The organism is Actinopolymorpha sp. B9G3, from assembly GCF_040120725.1.
Classification (GTDB): Bacteria; Actinomycetota; Actinomycetes; order Propionibacteriales; family Actinopolymorphaceae; genus Thermasporomyces.
In genome coordinates, this window is the sequence record NZ_JBEEAB010000011.1 from 40,930 (window position 1) to 55,519 (window position 14,590).

At 68.8% G+C, this 14,590-nt stretch carries 15 protein-coding genes; 10 read left to right on the forward strand and 5 right to left on the reverse strand.

The annotated features are described in order from the left end of the window. The first annotated feature begins 10 nt into the window (after positions 1 to 10). The 3 genes from ABNF93_RS19600 to ABNF93_RS19610 all read left to right on the forward strand — a co-directional run bounded on the left by ABNF93_RS19600 (position 11) and on the right by ABNF93_RS19610 (position 2,996). Positions 11 to 1,171: a baeRF3 domain-containing protein gene (locus ABNF93_RS19600; RefSeq protein ID WP_349329541.1), complete on the forward strand. Its 1,161-nt coding sequence runs from the start codon at positions 11 to 13 to the stop codon at positions 1,169 to 1,171. A gap of 104 nt (positions 1,172 to 1,275) precedes the next feature. After that, complete coding sequence (locus tag ABNF93_RS19605; protein ID WP_349329542.1) at positions 1,276 to 1,971, forward strand: thiamine pyrophosphate-binding protein; 696 nt, start codon at positions 1,276 to 1,278, stop codon at positions 1,969 to 1,971. Positions 1,972 to 1,985: 14 nt separating this feature from the next. Beyond that, entirely contained in the window at positions 1,986 to 2,996 is a 1,011-nt protein-coding gene (locus tag ABNF93_RS19610; RefSeq protein WP_349329543.1) for a transketolase family protein, read from the forward strand. On the opposite strand, the gene ABNF93_RS19615 is transcribed toward ABNF93_RS19610, so the two are convergent. Beyond that, positions 2,977 to 4,107: a Gfo/Idh/MocA family protein gene (locus tag ABNF93_RS19615; RefSeq protein WP_349329544.1), complete on the reverse strand. Its 1,131-nt coding sequence runs from the start codon at positions 4,105 to 4,107 to the stop codon at positions 2,977 to 2,979. The genes ABNF93_RS19610 and ABNF93_RS19615 overlap by 20 nt on opposite strands. Before the next feature lie 275 nt (positions 4,108 to 4,382). On the opposite strand from ABNF93_RS19615, the gene ABNF93_RS19620 reads away from it, so the two are divergent. Continuing rightward, positions 4,383 to 4,586 (forward strand): hypothetical protein, encoded by a 204-nt coding sequence (locus ABNF93_RS19620; protein ID WP_349329545.1) that lies wholly within the window; start codon positions 4,383 to 4,385, stop codon positions 4,584 to 4,586. On the opposite strand, the gene ABNF93_RS19625 is transcribed toward ABNF93_RS19620, so the two are convergent. Further along, positions 4,576 to 5,712 (reverse strand): mandelate racemase/muconate lactonizing enzyme family protein, encoded by a 1,137-nt coding sequence (locus ABNF93_RS19625; RefSeq protein WP_349329546.1) that lies wholly within the window; start codon positions 5,710 to 5,712, stop codon positions 4,576 to 4,578. The two genes, ABNF93_RS19620 and ABNF93_RS19625, sit on opposite strands and share 11 nt — an antisense overlap. A 238-nt stretch (positions 5,713 to 5,950) precedes the next feature. Between ABNF93_RS19625 and ABNF93_RS19630 the strand changes: the two genes are divergently transcribed. After that, entirely contained in the window at positions 5,951 to 6,952 is a 1,002-nt protein-coding gene (locus ABNF93_RS19630) for an acetamidase/formamidase family protein (RefSeq protein ID WP_349329547.1), read from the forward strand. Here the strand turns inward: ABNF93_RS19630 and ABNF93_RS19635 are convergent. After that, the gene (locus tag ABNF93_RS19635; protein WP_349329548.1) at positions 6,939 to 7,175 is read right to left on the reverse strand and encodes a hypothetical protein; all 237 of its coding nucleotides are present in this window, start codon (positions 7,173 to 7,175) and stop codon (positions 6,939 to 6,941) included. The two genes, ABNF93_RS19630 and ABNF93_RS19635, sit on opposite strands and share 14 nt — an antisense overlap. A 316-nt stretch (positions 7,176 to 7,491) precedes the next feature. On the opposite strand from ABNF93_RS19635, the gene ABNF93_RS19640 reads away from it, so the two are divergent. Further along, positions 7,492 to 8,823, forward strand: coding sequence for an HNH endonuclease signature motif containing protein (locus ABNF93_RS19640; RefSeq protein WP_349329549.1), 1,332 nt, complete (start codon positions 7,492 to 7,494; stop codon positions 8,821 to 8,823). A gap of 18 nt (positions 8,824 to 8,841) precedes the next feature. Continuing rightward, positions 8,842 to 9,330, forward strand: coding sequence for a GNAT family N-acetyltransferase (locus ABNF93_RS19645; protein ID WP_349329550.1), 489 nt, complete (start codon positions 8,842 to 8,844; stop codon positions 9,328 to 9,330). 62 nt (positions 9,331 to 9,392) lie between these two features. Here the strand turns inward: ABNF93_RS19645 and ABNF93_RS19650 are convergent, their stop codons facing one another. Then, positions 9,393 to 10,010 (reverse strand): TetR/AcrR family transcriptional regulator, encoded by a 618-nt coding sequence (locus ABNF93_RS19650; protein WP_349329551.1) that lies wholly within the window; start codon positions 10,008 to 10,010, stop codon positions 9,393 to 9,395. A gap of 115 nt (positions 10,011 to 10,125) precedes the next feature. On the opposite strand from ABNF93_RS19650, the gene ABNF93_RS19655 reads away from it, so the two are divergent. From ABNF93_RS19655 to ABNF93_RS19665, 3 genes are all read left to right on the forward strand, one after another. After that, positions 10,126 to 11,340, forward strand: a complete 1,215-nt coding sequence (locus ABNF93_RS19655; protein WP_349329552.1) for a cytochrome P450 — start codon at positions 10,126 to 10,128, stop codon at positions 11,338 to 11,340. Between the two features lie 29 nt (positions 11,341 to 11,369). Continuing rightward, entirely contained in the window at positions 11,370 to 11,651 is a 282-nt protein-coding gene (locus ABNF93_RS19660; protein WP_349329553.1) for a ferredoxin, read from the forward strand. 95 nt (positions 11,652 to 11,746) lie between these two features. Then, complete coding sequence (locus tag ABNF93_RS19665; protein ID WP_349329554.1) at positions 11,747 to 12,445, forward strand: pentapeptide repeat-containing protein; 699 nt, start codon at positions 11,747 to 11,749, stop codon at positions 12,443 to 12,445. Here the strand turns inward: ABNF93_RS19665 and ABNF93_RS19670 are convergent. Beyond that, the gene (locus ABNF93_RS19670; protein ID WP_349329555.1) at positions 12,433 to 14,574 is read right to left on the reverse strand and encodes a glycoside hydrolase family 84 protein; all 2,142 of its coding nucleotides are present in this window, start codon (positions 14,572 to 14,574) and stop codon (positions 12,433 to 12,435) included. The two genes, ABNF93_RS19665 and ABNF93_RS19670, sit on opposite strands and share 13 nt — an antisense overlap. Between the last annotated feature and the right edge of the window lie 16 nt (positions 14,575 to 14,590).

Sequence of the window (14,590 nt, forward strand, 5' to 3'; positions counted from 1 at the left end):
GGGGGGTGGCATGGATCTTCTTCGCAGGCAAGATCTCGAGTTCCTGATTCAGCGCGATCATCCGGGCACCCAGGTGTCGCTGTTCATGCCGACCGACCGGTCCGGCAACGACGTGCCGGCCGAGCGGATCCGATGGCGGAACCTGCTCCGAGAGGTCGAGTCGGTCCTGGCCCGGCAGGGTGTGCGTACGCCGAAGATCGCCGAGATCCTCGCTCCCGCATGGGATCTGCACACCGACGGACTTGCCTGGCAGTACACGAGCGACGGCCTCGCGATGTTCCTGGGCGAGGGCTGGCAACGGTCGTTCCGCGTTCCGGTCGAGGTACCCACCGTGGGAGCTGTCGGGGACCACGTCGTCGTCGGACCGCTGCTGCCCGTCCTCACCGGCGACCGACGTTTCCTGGTGCTGGCGCTGAGCCAACAGAACGTACGACTGCTCGAAGGCAGCCTCCAGCACATCGAGGAAGTCGAGCTCACCGGTGTCCCGACCAACATGCGGGAGGTCGTCGAACCGCGACCGACGCGCGCGGACAGCGTTCCCTGGGTCGCTGCGGGTCCGACCGGTGGCCGAGCCGGGGTCGGGATCTTCTACGGCCACGGCGCGGCCGACAAGGACGTCAAGAAGGACGACGTCCGCTATTTCCTTCACCGGGTCGCCGAGGGGATGCATCACGTCGTCGGCGGACGTGACCTGCCCATGGTCCTGGTGGGTCTGGACTATCTGGTGGCGATCTACCGGGAGGTCAACACCTACCCGCACGTGACGGAGCAGGCGGTCCGGGAGAACTCCGACCAGTACTCCGCCCCACAACTGCACGCGATCGCCTGGCCCATCGTGGCGGGGATCCGCGAGCAGGAGACCGAACGGGCCGCCGCGCGGATCAGTGACCTGCTGGGGACCGGCCTTGCCGCCAATGACGTACAAGCGGTCGCGGCCGCGGCCGGGGAGGGCCGGGTCGAGACGCTGCTCCTTGCCGGACGTCCGTCGTGTTGGGATCGCCTCGCGAACGTGACCCAGGTGGTCGAACTCGGTGCCAGCGGTGGACATCCGCACTGTGAACTGCTCGACGGTGCCGCGGTCGACACGCTGACCCAGGGAGGGCGGGTGTACGCCGTGAACGGCCCAGAAGTGCCCGGTGGCGGCGACATCGCCGCCATCCTCCGCTACTGAGCGCAGCCGGACCGCCCTTGACCCGAGGCGTAGGTCCAACGACCGATCCGGTGCGGACCCGTTGACCGATCTGTGGGGGTCTGCGCCGTGCCAGGCTGCTGGATGTGACCGCAAGCGACGTGACTCTCGGCTACGACGAGCTGCCCCGGCTGATGACACAGATGACCGGGGACGAAAAGCACGGGTCGAGTGCGACCTCGACTCTCGATGTCCTGTGGGTGCTCTACGACCGGGTGCTCCGGGTCTCGCCCACGACCGTCGACGACCCTTCCCGTGACCGGTTCCTGCTGTCCAAGGGGCACGGCCCGATGGCGTTCTACGCCGTACTCGCGGCGAAGGGTTTCATCCCCGAGGACTGGCTCACCGGATTCGGGACCCTCGACTCCCCGCTCGGCCATCACCCGGACCGGGCCCTGATCCCCGGCGTCGAGATCTCCAGCGGCTCCCTCGGACACGGCCTTCCGTTGGGCGTCGGCGAGGCGCTCGGCCTGCGGGCACAGGGATACGCGGACTCGCGGGTGGTCGTCCTGGTCGGCGACGCCGAACTCGACGAGGGCACGAACCACGAGGCCATCGCCTACGCGGGCGCGAGCGGTCTCGACAACCTCACCGCCGTCGTCGTGGACAACCAGTCCGCCACGCACGGGTGGCCGGGCGGCGTGGCGAGCCGCTTCGGTGTCAATGGTTGGTTGACACACACCGTGGACGGCCGCGACCACGACGCGATCGAGGCGGCCCTGCGCGCCACCGCGCCGCACCAGCCGACGGTCGTCGTGGCCGTCGTCGACCCCAAGGACTGAACGGAGCAAGCAACATGAGCGAGGCGACCGAGACAGCCGAAGCCACTCCGGAAGCGGAAGCCACCGCGGCGACCGAACTGGTAGGAGTGGACGAGGGGTCAGCGACGCCGGACATGCGGACCCGGTTCGTCCAGGTGGCGAGCGACCTGCTCGACGAGGATCCCCGGACCGCCGTCGTGCTCGCCGACATCAGTGCGGACCTGTTCCAGCCGGCCGCGCGCCGGCATCCGACCCGGGTCCTCAACGTTGGCATCCGCGAACCGCTCATGCTCAGCGTCGCGGGCGGGCTCGCCCTGGCAGGCATGCGGCCGATCGCCCATTCCTACGCTCCGTTCCTCATCGAGCGCTCCTTCGAACAGATCAAGCTCGACCTCGGCCACCAGGACGCCACCGCCGTGCTGGTGAGCGTCGGCGCGTCGTACGACTGGACCGAAGGCGGGCGTACGCACCACTCACCCGGCGACGTGGCGCTGGTCGACACCCTGCCGGAGTGGGCGGTCCACGTGCCCGGCCATCCCGACGAGGCCGGCGCCCTTATCCGCGCGGCCATGCGGGACAGCGGTCCGGCGTACGTACGACTGTCGAATCGCGCCAACGCCGCCGCCCAGCCGGGCGCGGCGGATGGCCTTCTGCAGCAGGTACGCAGCGGTGGGCAGGCAGTCGTGGTCGCCGTCGGACCCATGCTGGACGGCGTCCTCGAAGCGACCGCCGGCCTGGATGTCGGAGTCGGGTACGCGGCGACGGTGCGACCGTTCGATGTCGCCGGCCTGCGGGCGCTGACCGAAGCGTCAACCGCCGCCGCGCATGCCAATCGCAGCGTCGATGTCGTGCTGGTCGAGCCGTACCTCGCAGGGACCTCCGCACGGATCATCGACGCGGCGCTCGTTGACCGCCCGCACCGGGTGCTGTCCCTCGGCGTCGACCGCAGGGAGCTCCGGAAGTACGGCACACCGGCCGAGCACGACCGCCTCTACGGCCTCGACCCGGCAGGGCTGCGACGGTCCATCACGAGCTTTCTGCGGTGAGGACCTCGGGCATCGGGTCCGGCCGTTCACACGTGCTCGCGATCTCCACCACGGCAGCGGTCTGAGCGGACTCCTCGATCGCCATCATGGCCTCGAGGACGTGATAGCCGAGCGCGGCGGAGCAGCGGTGCGGCCGGTCCTCGCGCATCGCGACCGCCATCTCCCACACGCCGAGCCCGCGCAGGTTGGCCTCGGACGCGGTGTTGCGATGCTGCGGCGCCACCTCCACGCCGGTGTCGCCGTCAGCAGCGCTCTTCCGCAGTCGTACGGCGTTCTGGAACCGGTTCGGGTTGGGCGTCCACAGTGTCCCGGCCGTCCCGCTGACCTGCACCGGCAGCATGCCCCGGCCGGCGGCAGACTCCCAGGTCGTCACGATGTGTGCGGTGGGACCGGCCACGAACTCCACCATGGCGGCGTACGACAGCGGAACGTCGATGCGCAGGCGCTCACCCGCGCGCGGGCCCTCTCCCACCACCACCTCGTCGACCTGCCGGCTGGCGCGACCCCATGCACGGCGGATCGGGCCGAGGAGATTGACCAACGTGGACAGGGGATACGGCGCCATGTCGAACAGCGGACCCGCACCCTGCTGGTAGAAGAAGTCTGGTGCGGGATGGCGTGCCGCTGGCCCGGGGGACGTCGCATAGAACCAGCTGCTGGCGTCGAGCACCGCACCGATCTCGCCGGAGTCGACCAACCGGCGAGCGGTCTGGTTCCCGTCCGCGAGGAGGGTGTCGGGCGCGCAGCCGAGCCGGAGACCCCTTCGTTCGGCCTCGTCAAGGGTCTGGCGCGCCTCGTCCAGGGTGAGCGCGAGCGGCTTCTCGCTGTAGACGTGCTTGCCCGCCTCCAGCGCGGCGAGGTTCAGCTCCACGTGCGCCGCCGGCCAGGTGAGGTTGACGACCAGCTCCACCTCGGGGTCGCGCAAGAGCTCGTTGACAGCGAGCACCCGCGGGACGTCGTGCTTGGCCGCCATGACCTCGGCACGCGCCAGGTCGAGGTCCGCACAGGCGACGACCGTCACGTCCTCGGGATGTCCACCCAGGTTGGCGATGTAGACGTCGCCGATGACGCCACAGCCGAGAACGCCTACCCGTACCGGTCCGCGACTCACTCGTCCACCTCTCGCCGGATCCACAACACCACCACCATTTCACCCGGTATCCGGGAGTGATCGGACCTGCGGCCGCGACCAGCTTGGCCACAGATTCCCGGGAACCGGGCCGGCCGCCAGGCGCCAGCGCGACCAGCGCGGGACCAGCCGGACCAGCGGAGCCAGCAGGACCAGCGGAGCCAGCAGGACCAGCCGGACCATGCCAACCGCCAGGCCAGCCAGGCAAGCGGCCAGGCCAGCCAGGCGTATGGCAGCCGGGCAAGGTGTCGACGCCTGTGAGGAGACCACAGACCTACTCAGCGTGGTCATTCGCCTCGAGTGTCCCCGGCAACTCCGGCAACCCCGGCAACGTCGGCAACTCCGGCAGCTCCGCAGGGACGGGTCGTCGCCCGGACGGCCGACGGGCGGCGGAGTCGGACCCGTACCGATCCGGCGGGCTGGTGCGACGGCGGCCGGGCGCCCTGACGCTCAGCGGGTGAGCTCGTACGTACGTACCACGTCCTCGTCGAACTCGAGGCCGATGCCCGGTCGGTCGCCCAGCACGGCAGCGCCGTCCTCGACCACCAGCCGGCTCGCCGGCGTCAGCAACTCCTCGAAGTTGTAGATGTCCTTGTCCAGCGTGAAGTGCTCGATCGCGATGCAGTTCGGGGCCGCCGCCGCGAGGTGGGCGTGGATGTTGGCGTGCCAGTGCGGCGCGACCTGGATCCCGAACGTCTCGGCCGCCCGTGCGACCCGCAGCCACTCGCTCACGCCGCCGAGGACGCCGGCGTCGGGCTGGAGGATGTCGGCTCCACCGCGTTCGATCAGGTCCCGGAACTCCCACCTGGTCTGGTGGATCTCGCCGGTCGCCACGGTCATCTCGATCTGGCTCGCGAGCGCGGCGTGGCCGGCGTTGTCGTCTGGCGAGAGCGGCTCCTCGAACCACCACAGGCCCACGTCTCCGGCCGCTCGTTCGAACGCCCGCGCCGCTCGCGCCGCCTCGGGCACGCTGCGGTAGGCGTTGTTGGCGTCGAGGCCGAGCCGCCCGGTGCCGCCGATCGCGTCGATCGCCGCCTTCACCCGCTTGGCGTCCTCCTCGACCGTCAGGCCGCCGACCTTGATCTTGTGGTCACGAAAACCCTGCGCCCGGTTCCGCTCGATCTCGGCCGCCACCACCGTCTCCCACGGCCCGTCCTCCGGACGGTAGTAGCCACCCGAGGCGTACGCCGGAATCGGCCGCGCGGTGGTGCCGCCGAGCAGGACGGCGAGCGGAACGCCGGCCCGCTTGGCGTTCGCGTCCCACAGCGCCATGTCGACCGCGGACAGCGCGCGGATGACCACGCCGCGCCGGCCGGTCAGCAGGGTCTCCTGGTAGAGCCGGTCCCACAGGCCGAGAATGTCGGTGTCGTCGGCGTCGCGGAGTACGGGCTCGAAAAGCTCGACGGAGGAGGCGAGGACCTGGCCGCCCGACGTACCGGCGTAGGAGTAGCCGAGCCCCTTCGTACCGTCGTCCGTCGTCACCTCGACGAGCAGGTAGTGGCGGTCGCTCAGGACTCGGGTGGACATCCGTGCGGTGCGCTTCAGGGGGACGGCCACGGCCCGGGCACGTACGTCTGTGATCGTCATGAAACCTCTCCAGGCTTGGCGGGTCGGCGTTCGGCGTTCGTTCGTCTGGTCGTTTGGCGGTTGGTCGCTGCTCCGGCGTTCTACCGGGTGACGACGTACGGCAAAGATCAGATGGTCCGATCTCTTCGGACGTCCGCTGGGAGGCTACCGGCCGTACGATGATCCGGGCACCTGCGCGGCGGGTCGCTGCGCGGCTGGACCTGTCCACCTACCCGGCACCGGAGGGAGACTGCGGCGGATGGAGACGATCGAGTACACACCCACCTTCGAGCAGTACGCATGGACCTTCGGGGGTGTCCAGCCGATCATGTCGGTCAAGCCAGGGACCGCCCTTCGGCTCTGGACCGAGGACGCCTACTCCGGCCGGATCCGGAAGGCGGAGGACCTGCCCTCGGTCTGCGTCGACATGAACCACGTCAATCCGCAGACCGGCCCGTTCCACGTGGAGGGTGCGGAGCCCGGCGACACTCTCGTCCTGCATTTCGTCGATCTCGAGCCGGCCCGGGACTGGGGGGTGTCGACCACGATCCCGTTCTTCGGCGGCCTGACGAGCACCGACAAGACGGCGACACTGCAGGATCCGCTGCCGGAGATGACGTGGATCTACCATCTCGACCGTGCCAAGAAGTCGTTGACGTTCGAGGCGCTGCGGAGCGAGTTCCGGGTCGACCTTCCGTTGGAGCCGATGCTCGGCACGGTGGGCGTGGCGCCGGGTGGGCGCGAGGTACGTTCGTCGCTCGTCCCGGAACGCTTCGGCGGCAACATGGACTCTCCCGAGATGCGCGCCGGCGCGACCTGCTATCTCGGCGTCAACGTTCCTGGCGCGTTGTTCTCCATCGGGGACGGTCACTACCGGCAGGGCGAAGGCGAGGCTTGCGGAACCGCCGTCGAGGGTGCGATGAACGTCACGGTCATCGTCGAACTCGTCAAGGGTGGTGCGCCCGCGTGGCCGCGGATCGAGCACGACGACTCGTTGATGGCGATCGGTTCGAGTCGGCCGCTCGAGGACGCCTGGCGGATCGCCCAGGTCGAGATGGTGCGCTGGCTGGGCGAGCTGTACTCCCTCGACCCCATGGACGGCTACCAGTTGCTGTCCCAGACCGCGAAGGCACCACTCGCCAACGTCGTCGACACCAACTACAGCTCAGTCGTCAAGCTGGCAAAGGACTTGCTGCCAGTGTCATCGGCGTACGACGGCATCCACCAGCATCTTCGTGCGGCCGCAGCTACCCTCCACTGAGGCCGGTCCGGCTGAGTACGTCATCGGGCAGGACGGGCCATCGCCAAACCGGATCGGGCCGCCACGTGGTCCATTCCTGGGCGAATAGCCCGGTGCGTTCGCCCAGCATGGAAAGGACTTCCTCGCGTGCCCGCCCGACGCCGTCGTGTTCGGCATCCGACACCAGGCCGAGCCGCCGCCCGTACCGGCCGGTGCGCGAGCGCGACCAGGTTTCCATCGTCATGGATGTTCCGGTACGGGGTCGCGGTCCAGACCTTCCCTGCAAAGACATCCCGGCGTACGACCGTGCTACCGCAGGGAAACACCGGCGCACCTGGTTCGCCCATGCTGATCAGCCTACCGACGGCGATGCCTTGCGGCGATCGTGAGAGTTGCCGAACGAGGCGTTCGCGGGTACGTCGCTGGCGGCGGCGCGGTTGGCTGCCGATGTTCGACCACGTCCTGGCCGAAGAAGATTCTTCTAAGCGATTTCGTGGAATCGCCTTGCTGGGCACGGTTTTCGGGGTCGGGTTGTCGGTGGTCGCTTATAGCGTTGGATCATGGAAACGACCACGACGCAAACAGCGGACGCGGCGGGCACCATGCCCGCTGCCCCGACTGCCCAGCATCCACTTGCGGTGCTGGTGTCGCGGATGCGTGCCCGGTTGGGTGGGCAGTTGCCGCCGGTGTTGTGGTCGATGCCCGACGACGAACTGACAGGCCTGCTGGTGGATTTGCAGAGTCTTGTTGGCCAGGTGGATGCGGCGTTGTTGGCCGGGATGCGGGAGGTCGACCGCCGCGACCTGGGCAGGACCGCTGGTGCCACCTCGACCGCGAAGTGGATCTCCGGGCTGTTGCGGATGCGTCCTGGCCAGGCCAGCCGACGGGTGAGACTCGCTCGTGACCTGGACACCACGCTGGTGATGACCCAGACCGCCGTGAACACCGGCGACATCAGTGTGGAGACGGCTGAGGTGATCGCCCACACCATCGGCAACCTACCCGCCGAGGCAGGCCCGGATGTGCGGTTCGACGCCGAACGAGCAATGCTCGACCACGCCCGAACCTTCCACCCCCACGACCTTGCCCGGATCGGCACCACCATCCTCAACACCGTCGACCCCGAACTCGCCGACCAGATCCTGGCGAAGAACCTCGCCGCCGACGAAGAACGAGCCGCCCGGGCAAGAGAGCTGTCGATCAGTGACGACCCATACTCGAGGTCGAGTTTCCTCCGCGGGAAACTCGACCCGGTAACCACCGACATGCTTCGCACCGCACTCGAACCCCTCGCCAAACCCCGGCCCACCGACGCGGACGGGCCCGACACCCGCACCGCCGGCCAGCGGCTCGGTGACGGACTGCACGAGCTGCTCCGCCGCTACCTCAACTCCGGTGCCTCACCGTCCCATGCCGGGGAGAAACCACACCTGGTCATCCGGATCGACGTGGACAACCTCGCGGGCGGCACCGGCTACGGCACGCTGCTCCGCACCGGCACCCCCATCTCCGCCCACACCACCGGACTCCTCGCCTGTGATGCCAAGGTCTCGTTCTGGGGCACCGTCAACGGTGAGCAAGCCCTCACCGACGGCACCCGGCTGTTTACCGGGAAGACCCGCCGGCTGCTCGAGCTCCGGGACCAAGGTTGTGCCTTCCCAGGATGCGACCGCCCACCCTCCTGGTGCGAAGGCCACCATGTGACTTCGTGGCTCAAAGGCGGGCCCACGACGGTCGGCAACGGTGTACTCCTCTGCGGCCACCACCACCGCCTCATCCACCAAGGCGCCTGGCAAGTCCGGATAGCAGACAACGGCCTACCCGAATTCACCCCACCCGACTGGATCAGCAAGACCCGAGAACCCATCCGCAACACCAGACTGCGCACGTGATCGGGATAATCGACCAACGTGAGCGAACCCATGATCCGCGTGGCGACGACTGCCGACGTTCACGCCTTGGCATGGCTACGCCGGGCAGACACGATCGAACGCCGGGGCGTCACTCCAGACGCTGACCCCGACTTCGAAGCCAGGTTCGCGCACTGGATGACCGCGACCGACCACTGCAGCGTCAGCTGGCTCGCTGAGGCCGACAGCCAACCGGCCGGGATGCTGCAGATGTTCGTTCACGCTCGCATGCCCATGCCCGACCGCGATCCCGGCGGTTGGGCTTACATCGGTGTGCTCTTCGTACGACCAGACCATCGCAATGTCGGCCTCGGCCGGCGACTGCTGGATGCGGCCTTGACGTACGCCGAGGAGCAAGGGCTCTCGCGCGTCTTGCTCCATCCCACGGAGCGCGCCATGTCGTTCTACCGCAGAGCCGGACTCGAACCCGCCGACCGCTACCTCGTGTGGACCGCAGCCCAGCAGCCCGGGCAGTCCGGTAGCCCGTAGCCCGGCAGCCCGGCCCTCCCGTCGCGTGTCGGGCGCGCGGATCACACCTCACAGCGGCCGACTCAGCGGAACGATTCGATACCGCGCAGCGCGATGCGGGCGGCCGTGCTTACCGCGGCGAAGCTCTCCTCCCGCGAGTCTCCGCGCTCGATGCTGGCCAGCACGGCGGCCTGGCCGGCGCCCACGACGGAACCCACGATCGCGGCCGCGGTGACCTCGTCCAGCCGAGTCGGGTACGCCGCGGCGAGCCCTTCCGCCAACTGCCGCTGCATGGCGAAGATCAGGTGCAGCGCCTTCGCCTGCAGGGCCGGCGCAGTCATCAGCACGCTCGCCCGCACCGGCAACAGGTCGGGTGCGACGTCGCTGTCGCGGGACTTGACCAGCTCCAGGACGCTTTCGACCACCCGCAGCAGCACCTCGTCGAGGGGGTCGGACGGAGCCCGGTCGGCGACGACCTGGAGAGCGACGTCCATCCGCTGACCCGCGTCGGCGAAGACGACGTCCTCCTTGCTCGGGAAGTAGTTGAAGAACGTCTTCGTCGACACCTCGGCGGCGGCCGCGATCTCGGCCACGGTCGTCTGCTCGTAGCCCTTCTCCGCGAACAGCCGGAGCGCGGTGGCGACCAGCGCCTGCCGGGTGCGCTGCTTCTTGCGTTCGCGGAGCCCCTGACTCTGGATCACAGCCGCCAGGTTACACCAAGCCTCTTTTTACATCGGTTGTAATAATTCTCGCGATGGTGTTTGCTGGAAAGAGAGTCGAACCCCGCTCGACCCCGCCCCACGGAGGGAGCCCACGATGGCGGAGTCCACGTCCCAGACCTCGGTGGTGCCGGAGCTGCCCACCGTCCGCAACCGCCCGCTCGACCCGCCTGAGGAGCTCGCCACCCTCCGCGGCCATCGGCCGATCTGCCGCCTGCGGTTCCCCGACGGCCACCTGGGTTGGCTCGTCACCAGCTACGCCCTCGCCCGCGAGGTGCTGGCGGACCGACGCTTCAGCCGCCGCCGCGACCTGCTGCGCAGTCCGGTGCCGATGGGGCTCGCGCGCGACGATCACCGGCCGGCCGAGCCAGGTTTCTTCATCGGCATGGACCCGCCGGACCACACGCGCTACCGCAGGCACCTCACCGGCCAGTTCACCGTACGAAAGATGAAGGAACTGGAGCCGCGGATCGCCGAGATCACCGCCGAGCACCTCGACGCCATGGAGCGGCACGGGTCGCCGGTCGACCTTGTGCAGGCGTTCGCCCTGCCGATCCCGTCACTGGTGATCTGCGAACTGCTCGGCGTCCCCTATGACGACCGCGACCAGTTCCAGCAGGACACCAGGCTGATGCTCAGGCTCGACACGACCCCGGAGGAAGCCGGCGGCGCCCTCGTGTCGCTGCAGACGTTCCTGCATGGACTGGTCGTCCGCAAGCGTGGCGAGCCCGGCGACGACCTGCTGAGCGGACTGATCAGCGCCGGAGACCTCACCGACGAGGAACTCACCAACATCGCCGTCCTCCTGCTCGTCGCCGGTCATGAGACCACCGCGAACATGCTCGGGATCGGCACCTACACCCTGCTGAAGAATCCCGCCCAGCTGGCGGCCCTCCAAGCGGATCCGACACTGATCGAGTCCGCCGTCGAGGAGCTCCTTCGCTTCCTGACGATCGTCCACATCGGCCCGCCACGAACCGCTCTGGAGAACGTCGAGATCGGCGGCGAACTGGTCAGGGCCGGCGAATCGATCGCACTCTCGCTCTCCGCCGCCAACCGCGACCCCGAGCGCTTCGACCATCCCGACGTCCTCGACATCGCCAGGCCAGCGGCGGGGCACGGTCACCTCACGTTCGGCCACGGCATCCACCAGTGCCTGGGACAGCAGCTCGCCCGGATCGAGATGCGGATCGCGTACGCCGCGCTCTTCCAGCGATTCCCGACCCTGCGTGTCGCGATCCCTGACCAGGAGGTACGCATGCGAACGAACATGGCAATCTACGGTGTGCACAGCCTCCCCGTGACGTGGTAGATCAGCCTGGTAGATCAGGAGGTGTGACGATGCGGATCGTCGTCGACCGGGAGCGGTGCGCGAGTGCCGGCATGTGTGCGCTCACCGTGCCCGACGTCTTCGATCAGGACGAGGGCGACGGCCGGGTCATCCTCCTCATGCCCGAACCGCCCGCCTTTCACGAGGACGCGGCGCGCCGTGCGGTTGCGCTGTGCCCGTCCGGGGCCATCACGATCGCCGCCGGGGACGACGGCAGCGACCGCGCCGGGGACGACGGCAGCGACCGCGGCGGCGACCGCGGCGACGACCGCGGCGACGACGACGGCAGTTGAGGCAGCTCCCAGGCCAACGCCGGTTCCGACGCTGGCCCACGCCCAGGTTCCTTTGCTGCCGCGTCCACGTCGGGGCCTCACGTTAGGGTCGCATCGTGCCACCGCCGCGAAAGCTACGCCCGCCGACGAAACCGCGGATGGCGTCGCCGCCGGTCGCGGCGGACCTCGCCCTTCACGACATTGCCGATGACGCCCATCTGCATGGTCTCGCGTTCACCGGACTACGCATGCCGGACCGCGACGCCCGACTGGTCGACTTCGAGGAGTGCGAGTTCACTCAGGCGGATCTGAGCGGATGCACGCTGGCCAAGGCGACCTTCGCCGACTGCCGGTTCGTGAGCTCCAACCTGGCGAACCTCGGCGCCACGAGTTCGTCACTGATCCGGTGCGAGCTACGTGGGCTGCGTACGACCGGATTCCGCTGGATCGACGGAACCCTCCGCGATGTGGTGTTCAGCGAGTGCAGACTGGATCTGACGGCGTTCCGGTTCACGTCCTTCATGAACGTGCGGTTCGTCGGGTGCAACCTCAGGCAGTCCGACTTCACCAACGCCGACGTGCGCGGCGTGCACTTCATCGACTGCGACCTCACCGCGGCGCAGTTCAGTCACGCCGACATGCGCGGCACCCGCCTGCAGAACTGCGTTCTGGACGGCATCAGCAGCGTGACCAGCCTCCGCGGCGCGGTCATCGACCCGCAGGACCTGATCGCCCTGACGTACGCCCTCGCGAACGCGCTCGGCATCGTCATCGAGACACCCGACGACCAGCGCCGCAACCCTCACGACTCCTGACCCGGCGCCAGCCGTCGGCGGAAGGCGGCGTACGCGCGGCGGGGTCCGGCCCTCGCCGCCGCCTGGGCGAGGAAGGCGTCCAGCACTCCGTCGCCGACCCGCACCTGTCCCTGTGGACGCGTCTCGCCCGGAATCGTGGTGACGTGTTCCGCCTTGCCCGCAAGCTCCTCCGCTTCAGCGAACGACCGCCTCGCGGTCTCACCGTCGCCGTCAACCCTGGCCTGCAGGCCGTCGAGAGTACGGACGAACGCCTCCCCCCACAGGTCGAGCGCGTCGAGCCAGGGTGCGCAGTCCTCGACGAACGCACGATCCGCGACACCTGCCCTGATCCGCGTCGGCGCGTCGGCGAGCAGGTGGGCGTACGGGCGGAGTTCGCCGATGGCTGCCGCCTTCGCCTCCCTTGCCGCCTTCGCGTTGACCTTCGCCTTGGCGTCGGTGGACGGCGGGGCCTCCTTGTCGGCACGGGCCCATGCGGCGCGGAACCGCGCCAACCGCCTGGAGAGCGCCGGTGCCTGCGGTTGCCACAACTCCTCGCCGAACGTGGGAATCAGGTGCTCGACATCGAAGAACGCCACCAGAGCGGCGGTCGTCGCTTCGTCACCCCCAGCGAGCTGCGCCGCCGCGTGGCGTGCGGTCACTGCCGCGTCGTAACCCCGGTCGTGCCAGGTGAAGTCGGCGCCGCCTGTCAAGGCGACCTTGCTCGCCGCCGCCTGGTTCATCGGGTTGAGGACGATGCCGGAAAGCTGCCGATGCAGGCCGGGCTCGCGGTTGGAGTACGGCGCGAGGAAGAGCCGGCCGACTGAACGGTCGTAGTCGTTCACCGGGTAGTTGTCCCAGACGAAGACCTTGCGCCCCCAGAGCGCCGCTGCTCGACCGGCCTCTGCGACAGTGATGCGGGGTGGCACCACGGCCGTGCCGGTCCACATCACCTCCACCCTCCGGTCGAGGTCCTGCCGGATCGTCGCCTTGTAAGGCGTTTCGGCGAGATCTCCGTACTCTGTCGGCACCATCTGCAGCGGATGCGTGCCAGTGTGGGAGTCAAGAAAGCCTTGCTGGACAGCGTTGAGCAGGTCGACCTGCGCCCGTGCCGCGGACTGGGCCGACGGTTCGCCATAGCGATCCCCGTCTCGTGCGCAGTTCCACCTTGTGTAGTCGATGTCGTCGAGCGGAATGGAGAACGTGCGTACGCCAAGGTCGTACACCGCCTGCAGCTTCGCCTCCAACGCCCGCCGGTCGCCCGGATCGCTGTAACAGATCGACACGCCCGGCGACAGCGCGAAGGTGAATCGCACGTGGTGAGACCGGGCCTGGTCGACGAGCTCGCCCAGCTCGGCGAGCTTGGCCGCCGGGTAGGACTCGCGCCATCTGCCACGGTGGTAGGGATCATCTTTCGGCGCATAGATGTAGGTGTTGAGCTTCAGTTGGCCGTAGAACGCCAACTGGTCCATGCGTTCGGCATGAGTCCATGGACTGCCGTAGAAACCCTCGATCGCACCGCGCAGGCGCATCAAGGGATAGTCGACAACCGTTGCGGTACGAATCGACTGGCGTCCCGCGAGCTGTCGCAGCGTCTGCACGGCGTAGTAGGTACCGGCGGAATCCACGCCGGCCAACACCACGGCGTCGCCACCGGGCGATGCGCGGCTGGCAAGGACATAACCCTCGGCGGGGAGATCCGCCGGCACCCGTCCGCCCGCCGTACGCAGAGCCGCCGCCACGCGGTCATCCCCCAGCGCGCCGACGGTCACTGTCAAGGCCGCCTTGCGTACGCGCTGGCGCCCGAGGGTCTCCACGTCGACTCCCCGCGCTCCCGCGGATTCGAGGACCTGGACGAGCAGGGCCGTGCTCGCCCGGTCCACGGCTGGACCGGCGAAGATCTGGACGTCCCGCGGCACCGGAATGCTGCCGTCCCCGAGCTCCAGCTGTTGCGGGCGAGGTAAGACCGGGAGTCCCGGGCCATCGGGAGGTTCTTGGCGGCCCCATTGCTTGCCGCCGGCCGCCTCCGGCAGGTCTCCCGTCAGGGCGCTGTCGGCTCCGACACCCAACGGGCCGCCAGCTCCCGAAAGCCCCAGCAACGCCAGCCCGACCAGAGCAAGACGCCACCGTCGGCGACCTGGACCTACCTGCACAAACCGCCTCCACGAC